Below are 16,343 nucleotides of genomic sequence, written 5' to 3' on the forward strand. Positions count from 1 at the left end.
GCCGGTTCAGGTGATGCGCCGGATGCTTTCGGCGATCTCCTGCGGTTCGAATACCTTTTTCCAGTCGTCGCGCATCAGCGCCGGGATGCCGAACTCGATCGCCTTGTTGCAGGCATCCGAGAACACGCCGTCGACTTCCTTGAAGATGACCGCGCCGAGCACGTTCATATGGCCGAGCAGGAAGTCGCGGGCTGCCTGTTCAGGGACGCCACGTGCCACGCATTCGTCCATGGCCTGTCGCATGACAACGAGCAGCGATGCGCAGACGGTCTCCGACAAGCCCGGTTCGAGCATGGCAAGCTGGTCGACTGTGACCCGGTGCGAACGCATGACCGGTGCCCAGATCAGCTTGGCGATTTCCTCACCGAGCGCATAGGCGCTTTCCGGGCCCTGCATCAGCGCCGAAACGATATGCTGCTTGGCGAAGAGGCCGCCGAAGTGGTCCTTTTTCGCCTGCATGTCCGTCTCGTCATTGAAGATCGGCGGATGGCAGGGATGGGTGACGAAATAGGTAAGATCATCGCGCTTCGGCAAGTGGCCGGCAAAGGGAGCCGCAGCGTCCAGCGCAATCACCATGGTGCCTGATGCGAGCTTGTCGACGATGCCTGCAGCCACTTTGCCGATCGCCGTGTCCGGCACGGCAAGGATCACCACCTCAGCGCCGTCGAGCCCGGCATCGACAGGCACGCAATCGACGCCGAGATCACTTTTCAAACGGGCCTTGCCTGCGTCACTCACCTCGACATGGCGGACTTCGAAACGCGAGCCTTTAAGATTTTTGGCGAGCCGGTATCCCATTTTCCCGCCTGCGCCGAAGAGGGCAATCTTAGTCATGTTTTCCTCACCTTTTCCGTTTCTGGATAGGATCATATACTGGTATGATGAGTCAATCACCATATCACTTTATTCATATGATCCACACGTTTTTCTGTGCCAAGCCGGATCGGGGAAACCATCAGTGCTTCCTTCCATCGCGGATCTGCGTGAAATAGCCGTCCGTCCCGACCTGACCGCCTTTGAGCGCGATCTGCAGGCCGTTGGTCGGCAGATAATCGCCATGCGCAAGGCAAAGCGGAGAACCCGGCGTCTGGGGCAGCGGAAGAAGCGTCGTCAGCGCGTCGATCTTCAATTGCCTGAGGGCATGACTGGACGTGTCGCCGCCGGCGATGACCGCACGTGAAAGTCCTTCGCTCTCGATCAGGCGGCGCAAGATCGTGCCGAGCGCGCTGCCGAGCCGGTGACGCGCCCCCGGAAGCCTGTCGATGTCGGCGCCACGGTCTGCGGACGGGCCAAGCGCGGTATAAAGGATGACGCTCTTGCCTTGCCGGAGCATCTGGATGCCGGCCTCGACCGCTGCATCCGCCGCGCCTTCGCCATGCTCCGAGACCAGGGTGAGCGGATCGAGCGCAATACTCTCGAAGCCGTTGTCGACAGCCGTCCGGATCTGGCGCTCGGTCGTTGGCGATACGCTGCCCGACACGACGGCGAGGCGATCAACCGGGCCGATATCGGGAAACTCCGCGCTGTTCGCGCCGATGAAACCGCTCCGCCGCCACGCGCTGAGCAGGGCGTATTCGACCCCCGAGGAGCCGGCGACGAAGCTTCCCGAACGGCCGGTGGCACGAAGCAGTTGTCGGCCCGCGGCCTCTTGCGTCGCCTCGGAGTCGACATCGATGAGCAGGATCCCTTCTGAAGCCGACGCCAGTTCGTCGATCCGCGCATCGGCGTCCGGCGCGGTGATGGCGACCAGATCGGCGACCAGGACGGGAAGGCGGGTCTGCTTCGACAGGTGGACCGCAAGGTCCGCCTCGTCCATCGGGGTCACCGGATGGCGGCTCATGACGGGATGGCGGTCGATGCGAAAGATCCGGCCCTGATAGGCGGCAAAGAGATTGCCGAATGCCGTGTAGCGCTTCAGTTGCGGCGCGCCGATGATGACCGGCACGACGGATTGCCCGAACACCGATCGGCCGATTTCGATCGCCTTGCCGATATTGCCGATTTCTGGGCTGGAATCGAAGGTCGAGCAGACCTTGTAGTGGCAGATGTCAGCGCCGAGCGAATTCAGCCACTCGAAAGCGCGCGCAAGGTGCTCTCCCATCCATGCGGGGGTCTCGCTTCTGCTTGTCCCGGCAATGCCGATTGCCCGGCAATCCCTGAAGCGCGCAAGCAGTTCCGGCGTCGGAACGTCGAGGAAGAGCACGGTCGACACGCCGTTCGATGCCAATGCCTCCATGACATCGGTGGAGCCGGTAAAGTCATCCCCGTAATAGCTGACGAGAGGTCCATCCATCGCGGTCACGCGCCCTTGCCGTCGCTGAACTTTGCAATCGAAGCGGCGAGTTCCGGATGATCTTTCGCGTAGGTCTCCAACGGGATGTCCGCGACCGCGGCCTGCCAGGCCTGCTGCACGGCGCGAACGCCGGCTGCCGGGCCGCCGGGGTGGCTGACGATGCCGCCGCCGCAGAGATAGAGAAGATCGACGGTCCGGCCGGTTCGCTGATAGGTCTCCGGGGCCTGTCCTCCCCACTGGCCCGAACCGGCAACCGGAAGCGGGCAATCGGAGGCATTAAACAGTGGTGTGCTGACCGCCTTGAAGGAAGAGACGAAGCTGTCGTCCGGCTCCCAATATTTGACCCTGATACCGTTGATCTGAAACTGGTCGACCCCCAGCAGCCGCCAGAATTGCTGGTAGACCTTGAAATCCATGCCGGCGCCCGGGTCGCGCGTCAGCACATCCCAACCGTTTCGATGCGCGTGCAGCACCAGGTTGGAGCGCTTGCGCAGAAAGCTCATGCCGCCGAAGCCGATCGAGTTGATGTTGACGACAGCGCAGTTGCCGCCGGCCTTGGCGACGATGTCGTGGTTGCGCATCATCTCGTCGGGGTCGGCATGCGAGATTCCGAAGGCATACATGACCTTCTTGCCGGTCTTCTGCTCGTGATCGAGAATGCGCGGCATGATCGCCGCAACGCGGTCCTTGAGCGGCGAATAGGCCGGGCTCATCAGTTTTTCGTCATCCTTGATGAAGTCGACGCCAGATGAGATCAACTCGCCGACGAGTTCCGCCGTTTCGTGCGGCCTGAGACCGAGCGCCGGCTTGACGATCGTTCCAATGATGGGCCGGCCTTCGACGCCGGTGAGGCGGCGGCTTCCAGGAATGCCGAACTGCGGTCCGGGATGCGCGCTTTTGAAGGCTTCGGGCAGCGTCATGTCGACGATGCGGATGCCGGTCATGCCCTTGATGGAGTAGACGCCGCCGATCGCAATGGTCATCAATGCCGAAAGGTCGGTGCCGATCGCATCCAGTGGAAAGGCGATGTCGACATCGGCGCGATGAAGCAGAGTGCCGGGGGCGATCTCGGGCCAGGTCGGATGACGCGCATCTTCGAGTGGACGGATCGCCAGGACGCGGGCGGCGACGCGCGATTTCAGCTCTTCGGTCTCGCCGGGGACGGGAACGAAGGTGCCGGTCGACTGGTCGCTCGCGATCTTTTCCGCCATCGCCTCGACGCTGCCGGGCGTTTCGATACGGTAGGTCAGGGTAATTATCATGAAACGGACGGTTGCTCCTCTCGCCACGCAGATTACCATGGCGTCAACTTGTGATCTGGTATAATGAGTATTCCAACTCATGAAAAGTAGAATCTTCGGATCCGCAAATTTTCGCCGACAGCTTTGTTCTCGACCCGGAAACTGTTAGGAGGAAACATTTGAGCCAGCGAGATGTGATGACCCAGCCCCTCGACCAAATCGTCCGCCGGAAGCTCTCTGACGAAGTATTTGATCGACTTGAGCGAATGATCACCTCCGGCGAGCTTCAGCCCGGCGACGAAATGCCGTCCGAGCGGGTGCTGATGGAACGCTTCGGCGTTGGCCGGCCAGCGATCAGGGAGGCCATGCAGTCCCTTGCCAACAAAGGTCTGGTCAGCATTTCGCATGGCGAGCGGGCCAAGGTCCTCAGGCTGACGGCCAAATCGATATTTCGCCAGGTCGATCTCACCGCCAAGATCATGCTGTCGCAATCGTCGGATTCGTTGGAATACCTCAAGAGCGCCCGCATCTTCTTCGAGCGGGGCATGGCGCGCGAGGCCGCGCAGCGCGCCTCCGCAAATGATATCGCCGACCTCAGGAACATCATCGAACGCCAGCGAATGTCGCTTGGACAGGCCGAAGAGTTCATCGACGCGGACATGGAATTCCACACCCGCATCGCGCAGATATCAGGCAACCCGATCTATGTCGCCGTCAGCGAAGCAATGCTTGCCTGGCTGAAGGAATATCACACCGAGATGCTGATCTGGACCGGCAAGGAAAAATTCACGCTCGCCGAACACGACGAAATCGTCGACCGTCTTGAAGCAAACGACGTGGATGGCTCAGAAACGGCTCTCCTCAAGCACCTCGAGCGGTCGCGAGCGCTTTACGCGAAATAGCTCGCGACCATTACCTCGTTTCCCGGCTCCTTTTCACGCGTTCAACTCTCGGCTTCGTCTGCGGCTCCGGGGCATAAGGCATATTAGCAATAGCTGGGGAACAATGATGTGCCGGCGAGGTTGTGGATTGGCAATCATGCAAGATCCCAAGGAGGACATCAGGATGCGTATGAAACTTGTAACAGCTTCGCTTTTCGCTATCGGCATGGCCACGACCGCTTTTGCCCAATCGAATCCTGCGCCGGCTGGCGCGACGATGGACAAAAATCAGGCGGATCAAGGCGGCGGCGCCACCAGCGACACGAAGGCCAAGAAGCCGATGGCAACGGACTCCACCACGACGAACTCCACCACCAGCGGCACGATGAAGATGGACAAGACCAAGTGCCCCAACCCGGTCAACAATTCCGCCAAGCTCCAGACGCAAGGCGGCACAAGCAACGCCACGCCGATGGATGAGGCCTGCGCAGCGCATAACAATTGATCACCCCTTCACAAAGAACCCCGCTTCGGCGGGGTTTTTGCGCCGGGCTTCGCCTTTGGCCTCAACTCTCCTTCTGAGTTTATGCGGCCGATTGACGCGCAACCCCAGCAATGCTATTCAGGTAAAAATTGGTCAGGCCAGTTGACCAGATGCGCGGCTTGAGGAGAAGCCGCCGGGGAGGCCCATGATGTTTTCGCCTGTTGAATCACGCCGTCTTTATAGACAGGTCGCGGATCAGATTCGCCTGATGATCGCCAGCGGCGAGCTTGCCGTCGGCCAGCGGCTGCCGGCTGAGCGCGACCTCGCGGAGCAACTGTCGGTCTCACGCCCGACCGTCCGCGAGGCGCTGATCGTCCTCGAGGTCGAAGGCCTCGTCAACATCCGCATGGGATCCGGCATCTATGTGGTGCGCCAGCATGCTGCGCCCGTCACTGGGGCCGAGCGCGAGCCGGTGGAGGGGCCTTTCGAACTGCTGCAGGCGCGGGCCCTCATCGAATGCGCCATCGCCGAAGAAGCTGCCGGTCGCGCCAAACCGGACGATATCGCTCTGCTCGATGACGCTCTGACACGCATGGGTGGCGTGGTCAACGATGCAATCGCAGTGCTCGATGCCGATCGCTCCTTCCACACCGGCATTGCCGCCATCATTGGGAATGCGACATTGATCCGCGTGACGGGTGAGATGTTCGACATGCGCATGACCCCTTATTTCGCAAGGCTCGCCAGCCACTTCGAGGGGCCTACGACATGGCGCAGCGCCCTGGACGAGCATCGCGCCATTCGCGACGCGATCGCCGCCGGCGATGCCGCCGGCGCTAAGGCTGCCATGCGCGCCCATCTCACAATGTCGCAGAAGAGGTTTTCCGAGAGCTTCGGGGAGGAGTTCTCGGGGGAAGAGGAGCGCGGCCGCAACAAGCGGCCGTCGAAAGGAACGACCAAGACTTAACCCAAGCTCGGGAGGAGAGAGCAATGAAAAGCAGACTGGCAACGATACTTTGCACCGCAGCCGCGATCATGGCGAGCAGCGCGATCGCGCAGGCCCAGACAGTGCTGAAATGGGCGCATGTCTATGAAACGTCAGAGCCCTTTCACACGGATTCCGTATGGGCCGCAGAAGAGATCAACAAGCGCACCGACGGGCGCTACAAGATCGAGGTCTATCCGGCGTCGCAGCTCGGCAAGGAAGCCGACATCAACCAGGGCCTCAAGCTCGGGACGGTCGACATCATCATTTCTGGATCGAGCTTCGCGGCCCGTGACTACAAGCCGATCGGCGTGACTTACTTCCCCTATATCTTCCGCGGTCCCGATCACCTGATCGCCTACACCAAGAGCGATGTCTTCAAGCGTCTTGCCAAAGGCTATGAAGACAAGACCGGCAACCACATCGCTGCCGTCAGCTATTACGGCACGCGCCATACGACATCAAACAAGCCGATTGCCAAATGCGCCGATATGCAGGGCTTGAAGATCCGGGTGCCTGACGTTCCGGCCTATCTCGCCATGCCGCGCGCCTGCGGTGCCAACACGACGCCGATCGCCTTTGCCGAAGTCTATCTCGCTTTGCAGAACGGCACGGTCGAGGCACAGGAAAACCCGCTGACGACAATCGAGGCGAAGAAGTTCTACGAAGTCCAGAAGAACATCATCCTCACCGGCCACATCGTCGATCACCTCAACACCGTGATCTCGAAGACGCGGTGGGCGAGCCTTTCCGACGAGGACAAGAAGATCTTCGGCGAGGTCATGCAGGAGGCGGCCGAGCGCACCAGCAAGACGATCGCCGGCAAGGAAAATGGCCTCATTGCGACCTTCAAGGAAAAGGGTCTGAACGTCACCGAGGTCGACAAGGCCGATTTCGAAAAGACCGTGATGGAAAAGGTCAAGTTCGAGGATTTCGGCTACGAGAAAGCCGATTGGGAAGCAATCCGCGCGATCCAGTAAACTATGCGGCGCGGCGCCTCACAGCGCCGCGCGTCTTTGAGACGCGCAAGGACGCTGTAACACTTTGGTTGCTGCAGGCGCCGCGCTCCTTCATTCCGAACTGGAACAGGGCCGATCATGTCGCAAGAAATTCATACGCAAATCACGGCCGAAGAAATCGGTCACGAGTTCGAAGGGCACGCTCCGACCGCAAACGTCTCGGACTATGCCATCGAGGACTGGATCACGCTGCTCGTCTTCTGGCTGATGGCTGGTTGCGTCTTCCTGCAGTTCTTCACGCGCTATGTGCTGAACGACAGCTACGCATGGACCGAGGAGATCGCGATCAACTGCCTGATCGGTGTCGTCTTTCTCGGTTCCGTCATGTGCGTGCGCACCTCGCGGCATATCCAGGTGGACGTGTTCTATCACTATATGCCGGCAGGCCTGGCGCGCGTGCTCGCCACTTTCGTCGATATCGTCCGCATCGGCTTCTTCGCCTATGGCTGCCATCTGATGTGGCGCTACGTCGACATCGTGGCGGACGAGCAGATGGTCACCGTCGATCTGCCGCGCAACATCGTCTTCTACTCCGTTCTCATCGCCTTCGTGCTGATGTTGATCCGCGCGGTTGTCGTTTTCATCGCCAACATGCGCCGCGGCTACTCCGTTCTGGAGCGCCCCGAAGAATTCCAGACCATCGAGGATTGATCTGATGCTGCTGCTTCTTGGCTCGTTTCTGGTGCTGATGCTGGTCGGGGTGCCCGTTGCCATCTCTATGGCCGTCGCATCCGTGCTTTACATCGTCCTTTATGGCGTCGCGCCCGACATCATCGTCGCCCAGCGCATGATCGCCGGCGTCGAAAGCTTCCCGCTGCTCGCCGTACCGTTCTTCATTCTCGCGGGCAACCTGATGAACTCGGCCGGTGTCACCGGCCGCATCTATTCCTTTGCCGTCGCTCTCGTCGGCTGGATGAAGGGCGGTCTCGCGCAAGTCAACATCATCGGTTCGGTGATCTTCTCCGGCATGTCGGGCACGGCGCTCGCCGACGCAGCCGGTATCGGCACGATCGAGATCAAGGCAATGAAGGATCACGGCTATCCGGTCGAGGCCGCGGTCGGCGTCACGGCGGCTTCGGCAACGCTCGGCCCGATCTTCCCGCCGTCGCTGCCTTTCGTGATCTATGGCATGATGGCAAACGTCTCGATCGGCGCTCTTTTCATGGCGGGCATCCTGCCCGGCATTGTCATGACGCTGTTGATGATGATCACCGTCGCCGCCTTTGCTTATAAGAAGCGCTGGGGCTCGGACGCACCGTTTAATGTCAGAGAGCTCCTGTCAGCGGGGATGGAAATCGTCGTCGTCCTGGCGGTGCCGCTGGCCATCTATCTGCTGATGCAGGCGGGCGTATCGATGAATGTTGCGGCGGGCATTGCCCTTGCCCTGCTTCTCGCGCTCGACTGGTATTTCCGCTTTTCCGCCGTCATGGCGCTGATGACGCCCGTCATCCTGATCGGCGGCATGACGATGGGCTGGTTCACACCGACGGAGGCAGCCGTCGCAGCCGTCCTCTGGTCTCTGTTCCTCGGTCTGGTACGCTACCGCACGATGACGCCGTCGACACTCGCCAAGGCAAGCTTCGATACGATCGAGACGACGGCATCCGTTCTCTTCATCGTCACCGCGGCATCGGTCTTCGCTTGGCTGCTGACGGTGAGCCAGGCGGCCCAGCTGCTGTCCGATGCGATCCTGTCGATTACCGACAATAAATGGGTTTTCCTGATCCTCGTGAACCTGCTGATGCTCTTCGTCGGCTGCTTCCTGGATACGATCGCGGCCATTACCATCCTCGTGCCGATCCTTCTGCCGATCGTCCTGAAGTTCGGGATCGATCCGGTTCAGTTTGGTCTCATCATGACGCTGAACCTGATGATCGGCCTGTTGCACCCACCGCTCGGCATGGTGCTTTTCGTGTTGTCGAGAGTCGCGAAGCTTTCCGTCGAACGCACGACCATGGCGATCCTGCCCTGGCTCGTGCCGCTCTTCCTGGCGTTGATCCTGATCACCTTCGTCCCGGCCATATCGCTCTGGCTGCCGCAGCAGCTTGGGCTGTTGAGATAGGATGGATACGATGCGGACACGTCTGGCACGGCTTTACCAAAAGGGCGATCTCAGGATCGAGACCGCCGCGGTTGCGGCCCCTGGTCCCGGCGAGGTGCTTCTTAAAATGGCGGCCGCAGGGATTTGCGGCTCCGACCTGCATTATTATCAGGATGGCGGCTTCGGGCCGGTCAGGGTTCGCGAGCCGATCATACCCGGCCACGAGGCCTCGGGGACCGTGAGCCAAACAGGCGAGGGGGTCGATCTGAAGGCCGGGACGCTGGTGGCGGTCAATCCCAGCCAACCCTGCGGGCATTGCGAATATTGTGAGAAAAACATGCCGATCCACTGCCTGGAAATGCGCTTCATGGGCAGCGCGATGCGCCTGCCGCATGAGCAGGGCATGTTCCGGGAATGGCTGGTGGCGCCGGCCAAGCAGTGCTTTGCGGTCGGAGTTGCGACAACCGCTGCAGAAGCGGCCTGCAGCGAGCCGCTCTCCGTCTGCCTGCACGCGGCATCGCGCGCAGGCGATATCACAGGCCAACGCGTGCTGGTCACCGGCGCCGGCCCGATCGGTGCCCTAGCGGTTGCCGTCGCAGCTTATTATGGGGCTAGCGAGATCGTGGTGACCGATCTCGCGGATGCGGCGCTGGACAGGGCAAAAGCGATGGGCGCGACCCGCACGATCAATGTTTCCAAGGATGCCCCGGCGCTTGCGGCATACGAGGCGGGAAAGGGCTATTTCGATCTCGTCTTCGAATGCTCGGCCGCCGCTCCGGCCATCCGCGGCGCAATTGCCGCCATCAGACCACGCGGAACGATCGTGCAGGTCGGCGTCACGGGAGACGTCCCGATCCCTCTCAATGCCATCGTCGGCAAGGAGCTTCAACTCCACGGAACGCAGCGCTTCCACGAGGAATTTGCCACCGCCGTCGATCTGATCTCCAACCGCAAGATCGATGTCCGGCCGATCATCAGCCACAGCCTGTCGCTCGAAGAGGCCACCGCCGCCTTCACCCTCGCCGGTGACCGCGCGGCCGCCTGCAAGGTGCAACTGACCTTTTAAAGCGCGTCGCGGAACTCACGCCTGTGCTCGGCGGGCGATGAGCAATCGAATCCGCCCGGCCGACGCGTCTACGCGCGCCTCTCTGCGCCTGCGGCATTGCCGCCGCAGCCTTTCACGACGATCGGAGCAAAGATCCATCTCGCCTATCGCGAGTGGAGTGCAGGATCCGAGTGACGAGGGACGACACCATCATTGTCGCCCGACGGCTCGTCCGGCCGGGACGGCGAACCGTTCCAGCAATGCCGAATCGATCGGTTCGCTATAAATAAACGCTATAGCGGCAGAGTGGAGTTGTGTTGGCCAGCGACGCTTCCCTGAACCTACTGTGACGGTGTCAGCGCTGGGCTGACGCAACAAGAACCGCGGAAAGCGGTCAGGACTACGTTGGGCCATATGCCCAAGCGTTTGCACCCGAGAACATGGAGTGGGAACATGAAACTTACCGTAAGCCGCAGAGCACTTTTCATTTCTACAGCAGTCTTTTCACTGGCCGTGACCGTCTCCGGCCTGCCGGCGATCGCGCTGGCAGCGGACGGGACGATCAAGCTCGGACTTGTTGCGCCGATGAGCGGCCCGAATGCGCGCTACGGCGCATTTTCGATGCATGGAGCCGAACTCGCCGTCAAAGACATCAATGATGCCGGCGGCATCGATGGGATGAAAATTGAACTGCTCAACGCCGACAGCCAGGGCACGCCGGTCGAAGGCGTCTCGGCCGCCCGTCGTCTGATTGACCAGGATGGCGTCGACTTCATCATCGGCGATGTTTCCAGCTCGGTGACGCTCGCCATCCAGCCCGTCGCGGAAGATGCCGAAGTTCTCCTGCTGAATGCGGCATCATCCAATCCGAAGATCACCTACCAGGCCGGCGTCGGCGGCTTCAAGTGGACCTATCGCAACTATCCGACAGATGAAAACCGGGCGCTGATCGTCGCCAAATATGCTGCAGAGCAGCGCGGCTTCACCAAGTTCGCCGTGCTCTCGGTCGACAGCGACTATGGCCGCTCGGCGATCACCTTCACGAAGAAGTACCTGCCTGACTTCAAGGGAGAGATCCTCAGCGAAGACTACTACAAGGAAGGCGAAGTCGACTTCCGCAGCGTTCTCGCCAAGATCCGCGACAATGGCGCCCAGGCGATCATCATGTACGGCCTCGCCGATACGACGCCCATCATCGCCCGCCAGATGATCGAACTCGGAATAGCCGGCAAGGTCACGCTAATCGGCAATGGCGAGTTCAACACGGAAAAGACCATCAAATCAGCGCCGTCGGCGCTCGAAGGCGCCGTCGAAGCCGCCGCATGGCTTCCGCAGTTCGACTCGCCCGAAAGCAAGGCGTTCGTCGAGAAGTTCACGGCCACCTACAACGAAGCCCCGAATAACCACGCCTACGTTCACTGGGATACCGTCAATCTCCTCGCCGCGGCGATCAAGCAGGCCGGCAGCGCTGATAAGGTGAAGGTTCGCGACGCACTTTCGAAGATCAAATATAAGAGCCCGGTTGGCGAGGTTACCTTCGACGACCACAACCAGGCCCGCCTGCCGATGATCCTGCTGCAGATCGAGAACGGCAAGCCGAGCATCAAGGGTGCATATACGGCGGACATTCAATATCCTGCCAACTAATCTGCCGGGAGGAGGTACGCCCATGCTCTCGACCATACTCGAGCAAACTGTGAATGGAATCGTCACTGGTTCCGTTTACGCAATCGTCGCCGTCGGCATGACCATGATTTTCGGCGTGCTGAGAGCCATCAATTTTGCTCACGGCGAGTATTACATGCTCGGCACGTTCGGGGCCTGGTTTTCGATAGACTATCTCGGCCTGTCCTATGAAGCGTCGATTATTGTGGGCGTTCTTGCGACAATCGCCGTTGCCTATGTGGTCGGGCAACTCGTCATGCGCCGGATGGTCGGCGCGCCCGCGGAGTCGGGCGTGCTCGCCACCCTTGGCATCGCGCTGATCCTGCAGAACACCATCATTCTCGTCTTCGGCGGAGGCTACAAGTTCTTCGCCGGAGGCTATATCGAACCGGTTTCCATCCTGGGCTTCAGTCTGGCCCAGCAGCGCATCCTCATTCTCGTCGTCTGCCTGTTGGTGTTCATCGGCCTTGAGCTGATGGTCAGCTACACCCGCCTCGGAATGGCGATGCGCGCCGTTTCCCAGAACGTCGAGTGCTGCAGCGTCGTCGGCATCGATGTACCGCAGGTGGTGCTTCGAACCTTCATGCTGGGGGCGGCCCTCGCAGCACTTTCAGGTGTTCTGACGGCGCCGGTCAATGTCAGCGTTTATGGCGGCATGGGCGAACTGATCACGTTCAAGACGCTGCCGATCATTATCATGGGCGGTTTGGGCAATGTGCGCGGCACTTTCGTCGCGGCGATGATCCTTGGCGTGGCCGAGAGCCTGGTCGCCACCTATGTCGGTCTGCAATTCCGCGACACCGTCGGCTTCGCCACGCTGATCCTGATGCTGATGTGGCGACCGCATGGCCTCTTTTCGACGCAGGCGCGCTTCTAGCAGCTGCGCCCGCCGACCTTTCTCGAACGACCGAGGACTCGACATGTCTCTGACGGAAACCGCTCAACAGGCACGCAGGCGCGACCTTCGCATACCGCTCGCCGCGGTCCTGATCGTCCTGGCACTCGCCGCGCCGTTCATCGGCAGCCGTTACATCACCCATTCCCTGATCATCGCCCTGATTTTCATGCTTCCGGCACACGGGCTCAATCTGCTTGTTGGGTATACCGGTCTTCTGTCATTGGCCCAGGCCGCGTTCTTCGGCATCGGTGCCTATACGGCGGGTCTTCTCGCCGTCACCTACGGAACGCCCTTCTACGTCAATCTCCTCGCTGCAGGCGCCGTCTCAGGAGCCCTTGCTCTTCCGCTCGGCATTCCCGCCTTGCGTCTGCGCTCGACGTCCTTTGTCATGTGTACGCTCGGTTTCGTGATCATTGGCCAGGCCATCGCCAAGAACTGGATCTCGCTCACCCGCGGCGACATGGGTCTATCGAGCATTCCAAAACCATACTTCGAGCTAGGCCCGCTTTCGTTCACGGTGTCCGGTACGACAAACTTCTACTATCTTGCCCTGATCATCGGGACCCTCGCCACCTTCGCCGTCTGGGCAATCGTCCGCTCGCCCGCCGGGCGCAACATGGTGGCGATCCGCGAGAACGAAACGCTTGCCGAATCTCTCGGCGTTCCCACCTGGCACTACAAGCTGATCGTCTTCATGATCAGCGCGGTGTTTGCCGGAGTCGGCGGCTGCCTCTACGCCTATTACCTGACGGTCGTTAGCCCGCTGACCTTCCAGATGTACTATTCGACCACGATGCTGATCATCGTGCTCGGAGGCGGGGCGGGGATGATTTCCGGCACCGTCTTCGGAAGCCTGCTCTTTGTCGGGCTGACGGAGGCGCTGCGCATAACACCCGAACTGCGGATGATCGCCTATGGCGTCTGCCTTCTCGTCCTCGTCTTCTGGTTCAAGAAGGGCTGCGCGCCGCTGATCAATCGCTTCTGGAATGCGATCGGAGGTGTGAAATGACCAGTCATCTTCCGCTTCTCGAGATCAAGAACCTCAGCAAGTCCTATGGCGCGGTGAAGGCTGTCAACGATGTCAGCATTCACATCGACCGAGGTGAGATCGCGGGCCTGATCGGACCGAACGGCTCCGGCAAGTCGACCTTCTTCGATTGCAGCACCGGCCTTGCGAAGCCAGACACCGGCACGGTCGTCCTTGACGGACAGGACATCACCGGTTGGTCCTTGAACCGCATCGCTAGGGAAGGCCGCATGCTGCGGTCTTTCCAGAAGACCGTGACTTTCAAGTCGCTCGATGTCGAGGAGAACCTGGTCATCGCCGGTCAGATGTTCACCTTCCCGTCCATTGCATCGACCTTCGGCCTCGGAAAGATGTCCCGCCAGCGCATCGATGGTCTCAGGGAAAGAGCCCGCGACCTGATCAAGATGGCGGGTCTCTGGGATGTGCGCCACCAGCCGGCGGGCAATCTGTCGGGCGGGCAGCAGAAGCTCATCCAGTTCGCATCCATGCTCATGCCCGAACCAAAACTCATCCTGCTGGATGAACCGATGGCCGGCATCAACCCGAAGATCATCGAACGCGTCGTCGACACCATCCTCTATGCCAACAAGTCGCTTGGCGTGAGCTTTCTGGTGATCGAGCATAATATCGATGTTGTCACCAGCATCTGCCAGCGCGTCATCGTGCTCGACCAGGGAGCCAAGCTCGTCGAAGGCTTACCGGGCGACATCATTCAGGATCAGCGCGTCAGGGAGGCCTATCTTGGCGGGTAATTCGAACCTTTCAATCCGCGACCTGCGTGCAGGTTACGGCAATCTGGACATCCTCAACGGCGTCGATCTCGACGTGCCCGCGGGACAGTTCGTGGCGCTCATGGGGCCGAACGGGGCGGGTAAATCCACGCTTCTCAAGACGCTCTACGGCATGACGACCATCAAGCAGGGCAACATCGACTGGCGCGGCAAGAACATTGCGGGCTGCAAGTCGCGAGCCATTCTGGGCGAGGGGATTTCCTTCGTGCCTCAGGGGCGCTGCAACTTTCCCGTCATGAGCGTCGACGAAAATCTTCAGATGGCGGCCTATACCCTCCGCGACGCCAAGGTGAAGGCCGACCGCGATTACGTCTACGACCTCTTTCCGATCCTGAAGAAACGCCGTGCGACGCTCGCAGGCAATATGTCCGGCGGCGAGCAGCAGTTGCTCGAGGTGGCGATGGCGGTGCTGCAGCGGCCGAAAGTGCTGCTGGTCGACGAGCCGTCCGTGGGGCTGTCGCCGGCTGCGATCGGTATCGTCTTTGACGAGCTTCTTCGACTTCACGCAGATGGCATGACGATCCTGCTGGTTGAACAGAACACCAAGAAAGCCATGGAAGTGGCGGAGCGCGCGGTCATTCTGAGACTTGGCAAAGTGATCTGGGACGGCCTGCCGAAGGACATCACCCATGACGAACTCGGCGAACTTTTCCTGACCGGGAAGATGCGCGGCGAAACCGAAGCCGTCCACTGAGGCGATCTCGCCTCTCAAGGAATCACAATCGAGGAAATCTCAATGAGCACTTTCGTGCCTGCATCGCGTGTGTCCAGAATCAAGGTTTCGCCAAGCACGGCTGCGGCAGCCCGTGCTCGCGAACTGAAGGCGGCGGGTCGCGACATCGTCGATCTGACCGTCGGCGAGCCGGACTTCGATACGCCTGACAATATCAAGGCCGCGGCGCATGCGGCCATCGACAGGGGCGAAACGAAATATACCGCCGTCAACGGCACGCCGGCGCTGCGCAAGGCAATCATCGGTGATATCAAGCGCCGGCTCGGCCTCAGCTACGCGGACAACGAAATCTGCGTTGGCGGTGGCGCCAAGCAGATTCTGTTTCTCGCACTGATGGCGAGCGTGGAAAACGATGCAGAGGTGATCATTCCCGCACCATACTGGGTTTCCTATCCCGATATGGTCATTGCCAACGAAGGCAAGCCGGTCATCATCGAATGCCCGCAGGAAGCAGGCTTCAAGCTCACGCCGGAGGCTTTGGAAAAGGCGATCACGCCGAGGACCTTGTGGCTGATCCTCAACGCGCCGTCCAATCCGACGGGCGCGGCATACGACAGGAGCGAACTCGAAGCCCTCGGCAAGGTGCTGCTGCGCCATCCCCACGTCTTCGTGCTCTCCGACGATATCTACGACCAGGTCTGGTTCAAGGACGAGCCGATGACGACGCTGGTTGCCGCCGTCCCGGAACTGAAGGAGCGTGTTCTGCTCACCAACGGCGTCTCCAAATCCTACGCCATGACTGGATGGCGTATCGGCTACGCGGCGGGCCCGGCCGCCCTGATTGCGGCCATCAACAAGCTGCAGTCGCAGATGTCGTCCTGCCCATCGTCGGTCAGTCAGGCAGCCGCTGCCTATGCGCTGTCTTCTGACCAGTCATTCGTTTCGGAAAGCGTGAAGGTCTACAAGGAGCGCCGCGATTATGCGTGCTCACGGCTCAATGCCGTGCCCGGCCTCTCCTGTCTCGTACCTGACGGCGCTTTCTATCTGTTTCCGAACTGCGCCGGTGTCATCGGCAAGAAGACCCCCGAAGGCAAGACAATCGAGACAGACCTCGATTTCGTGCTCTATCTGCTCGATGGCGTCGGGGTCGCGGCGCTGCAGGGTGCCGCCTACGGGATATCGCCGCATTTTCGCCTCTCGATTGCGACGTCGATGGAGGTGATCACGCAAGCATGCGATCGCATCGAACGGGCCGTTGCCGACCTGTATTGACTGCAAAGAGGTCGGCGGGACTTGCGCC

General features: G+C 60.6%; 16 protein-coding genes. 13 read left to right on the forward strand and 3 right to left on the reverse strand.

The annotated features are described in order from the left end of the window. Positions 1-6: 6 nt before the first annotated feature. From RLCC275e_RS25040 to oiaX, 3 genes are all read right to left on the reverse strand, one after another. Entirely contained in the window at positions 7-834 is an 828-nt protein-coding gene (locus RLCC275e_RS25040; RefSeq protein ID WP_033183026.1) for a phosphogluconate dehydrogenase C-terminal domain-containing protein, read from the reverse strand. 121 nt (positions 835-955) lie between these two features. After that, positions 956-2,293 (reverse strand): four-carbon acid sugar kinase family protein, encoded by a 1,338-nt coding sequence (locus tag RLCC275e_RS25045; RefSeq protein WP_033183479.1) that lies wholly within the window; start codon positions 2,291-2,293, stop codon positions 956-958. Positions 2,294-2,298: 5 nt separating this feature from the next. After that, a complete protein-coding gene (oiaX, locus tag RLCC275e_RS25050) occupies positions 2,299-3,555 on the reverse strand; it encodes a 3-oxo-isoapionate-4-phosphate decarboxylase OiaX (protein ID WP_033183025.1) in 1,257 nt (418 codons plus the stop codon). 176 nt (positions 3,556-3,731) lie between these two features. Between oiaX and RLCC275e_RS25055 the strand changes: the two genes are divergently transcribed. The 13 genes from RLCC275e_RS25055 (at position 3,732) to RLCC275e_RS25115 (ending at position 16,315) form a co-directional block, all read left to right on the forward strand. Further along, positions 3,732-4,436 (forward strand): transcriptional regulator NanR, encoded by a 705-nt coding sequence (locus tag RLCC275e_RS25055; RefSeq protein WP_033183024.1) that lies wholly within the window; start codon positions 3,732-3,734, stop codon positions 4,434-4,436. Between the two features lie 163 nt (positions 4,437-4,599). Next, positions 4,600-4,920: a hypothetical protein gene (locus RLCC275e_RS25060; protein WP_033183478.1), complete on the forward strand. Its 321-nt coding sequence runs from the start codon at positions 4,600-4,602 to the stop codon at positions 4,918-4,920. A gap of 187 nt (positions 4,921-5,107) precedes the next feature. Continuing rightward, entirely contained in the window at positions 5,108-5,866 is a 759-nt protein-coding gene (locus RLCC275e_RS25065; protein ID WP_033183477.1) for a FadR/GntR family transcriptional regulator, read from the forward strand. Positions 5,867-5,889: 23 nt separating this feature from the next. Then, positions 5,890-6,864 carry a sialic acid TRAP transporter substrate-binding protein SiaP gene (locus tag RLCC275e_RS25070; RefSeq protein ID WP_033183023.1) on the forward strand — a complete coding sequence of 325 codons (975 nt, stop codon included), beginning with the start codon at positions 5,890-5,892 and terminating at the stop codon, positions 6,862-6,864. 117 nt (positions 6,865-6,981) lie between these two features. Next, complete coding sequence (locus RLCC275e_RS25075) at positions 6,982-7,554, forward strand: TRAP transporter small permease (RefSeq protein ID WP_033183022.1); 573 nt, start codon at positions 6,982-6,984, stop codon at positions 7,552-7,554. Between the two features lie 4 nt (positions 7,555-7,558). Continuing rightward, complete coding sequence (locus RLCC275e_RS25080) at positions 7,559-8,965, forward strand: TRAP transporter large permease (protein WP_033183021.1); 1,407 nt, start codon at positions 7,559-7,561, stop codon at positions 8,963-8,965. 10 nt (positions 8,966-8,975) lie between these two features. Continuing rightward, positions 8,976-10,010, forward strand: coding sequence for an L-idonate 5-dehydrogenase (locus RLCC275e_RS25085; protein ID WP_033183476.1), 1,035 nt, complete (start codon positions 8,976-8,978; stop codon positions 10,008-10,010). A gap of 432 nt (positions 10,011-10,442) precedes the next feature. Next, positions 10,443-11,636 carry an ABC transporter substrate-binding protein gene (locus RLCC275e_RS25090; protein ID WP_033183020.1) on the forward strand — a complete coding sequence of 398 codons (1,194 nt, stop codon included), beginning with the start codon at positions 10,443-10,445 and terminating at the stop codon, positions 11,634-11,636. A 22-nt stretch (positions 11,637-11,658) separates the two neighbouring features. Then, the gene (locus tag RLCC275e_RS25095) at positions 11,659-12,531 is read left to right on the forward strand and encodes a branched-chain amino acid ABC transporter permease (protein ID WP_033183019.1); all 873 of its coding nucleotides are present in this window, start codon (positions 11,659-11,661) and stop codon (positions 12,529-12,531) included. Between the two features lie 43 nt (positions 12,532-12,574). Beyond that, entirely contained in the window at positions 12,575-13,561 is a 987-nt protein-coding gene (locus tag RLCC275e_RS25100) for a branched-chain amino acid ABC transporter permease (protein WP_033183018.1), read from the forward strand. Continuing rightward, complete coding sequence (locus RLCC275e_RS25105) at positions 13,558-14,331, forward strand: ABC transporter ATP-binding protein (RefSeq protein WP_033183017.1); 774 nt, start codon at positions 13,558-13,560, stop codon at positions 14,329-14,331. Before RLCC275e_RS25100 ends, RLCC275e_RS25105 begins: the two co-directional genes overlap by 4 nt. Continuing rightward, positions 14,321-15,064 carry a branched-chain amino acid ABC transporter ATP-binding protein gene (locus tag RLCC275e_RS25110; protein ID WP_033183016.1) on the forward strand — a complete coding sequence of 248 codons (744 nt, stop codon included), beginning with the start codon at positions 14,321-14,323 and terminating at the stop codon, positions 15,062-15,064. Before RLCC275e_RS25105 ends, RLCC275e_RS25110 begins: the two co-directional genes overlap by 11 nt. Before the next feature lie 42 nt (positions 15,065-15,106). After that, positions 15,107-16,315, forward strand: a complete 1,209-nt coding sequence (locus RLCC275e_RS25115; RefSeq protein ID WP_033183015.1) for an aspartate transaminase — start codon at positions 15,107-15,109, stop codon at positions 16,313-16,315. Positions 16,316-16,343 lie beyond the last annotated feature (28 nt).

Origin of the sequence: Rhizobium brockwellii, assembly GCF_000769405.2 — a bacterium.
Classification (GTDB): Bacteria; Pseudomonadota; Alphaproteobacteria; order Rhizobiales; family Rhizobiaceae; genus Rhizobium; species Rhizobium brockwellii.

Bases quoted from the DNA above. Each gene is read 5' to 3' on its own strand.
- oiaX (WP_033183025.1), bottom strand. From the start codon at position 3,555: ATGATAATTACCCTGACCTACCGTATCGAAACGCCCGGCAGCGTCGAG.
- RLCC275e_RS25060 (WP_033183478.1), top strand. From the start codon at position 4,600: ATGCGTATGAAACTTGTAACAGCTTCGCTTTTCGCTATCGGCATGGCC.
- RLCC275e_RS25045 (WP_033183479.1), bottom strand. From the start codon at position 2,293: ATGGATGGACCTCTCGTCAGCTATTACGGGGATGACTTTACCGGCTCC.
- RLCC275e_RS25040 (WP_033183026.1), bottom strand. From the start codon at position 834: ATGACTAAGATTGCCCTCTTCGGCGCAGGCGGGAAAATGGGATACCGG.
- RLCC275e_RS25075 (WP_033183022.1), top strand. From the start codon at position 6,982: ATGTCGCAAGAAATTCATACGCAAATCACGGCCGAAGAAATCGGTCAC.
- RLCC275e_RS25080 (WP_033183021.1), top strand. From the start codon at position 7,559: ATGCTGCTGCTTCTTGGCTCGTTTCTGGTGCTGATGCTGGTCGGGGTG.
- RLCC275e_RS25070 (WP_033183023.1), top strand. From the start codon at position 5,890: ATGAAAAGCAGACTGGCAACGATACTTTGCACCGCAGCCGCGATCATG.
- RLCC275e_RS25105 (WP_033183017.1), top strand. From the start codon at position 13,558: ATGACCAGTCATCTTCCGCTTCTCGAGATCAAGAACCTCAGCAAGTCC.
- RLCC275e_RS25065 (WP_033183477.1), top strand. From the start codon at position 5,108: ATGTTTTCGCCTGTTGAATCACGCCGTCTTTATAGACAGGTCGCGGAT.
- RLCC275e_RS25115 (WP_033183015.1), top strand. From the start codon at position 15,107: ATGAGCACTTTCGTGCCTGCATCGCGTGTGTCCAGAATCAAGGTTTCG.
- RLCC275e_RS25090 (WP_033183020.1), top strand. From the start codon at position 10,443: ATGAAACTTACCGTAAGCCGCAGAGCACTTTTCATTTCTACAGCAGTC.
- RLCC275e_RS25095 (WP_033183019.1), top strand. From the start codon at position 11,659: ATGCTCTCGACCATACTCGAGCAAACTGTGAATGGAATCGTCACTGGT.
- RLCC275e_RS25055 (WP_033183024.1), top strand. From the start codon at position 3,732: ATGACCCAGCCCCTCGACCAAATCGTCCGCCGGAAGCTCTCTGACGAA.
- RLCC275e_RS25100 (WP_033183018.1), top strand. From the start codon at position 12,575: ATGTCTCTGACGGAAACCGCTCAACAGGCACGCAGGCGCGACCTTCGC.
- RLCC275e_RS25085 (WP_033183476.1), top strand. From the start codon at position 8,976: ATGCGGACACGTCTGGCACGGCTTTACCAAAAGGGCGATCTCAGGATC.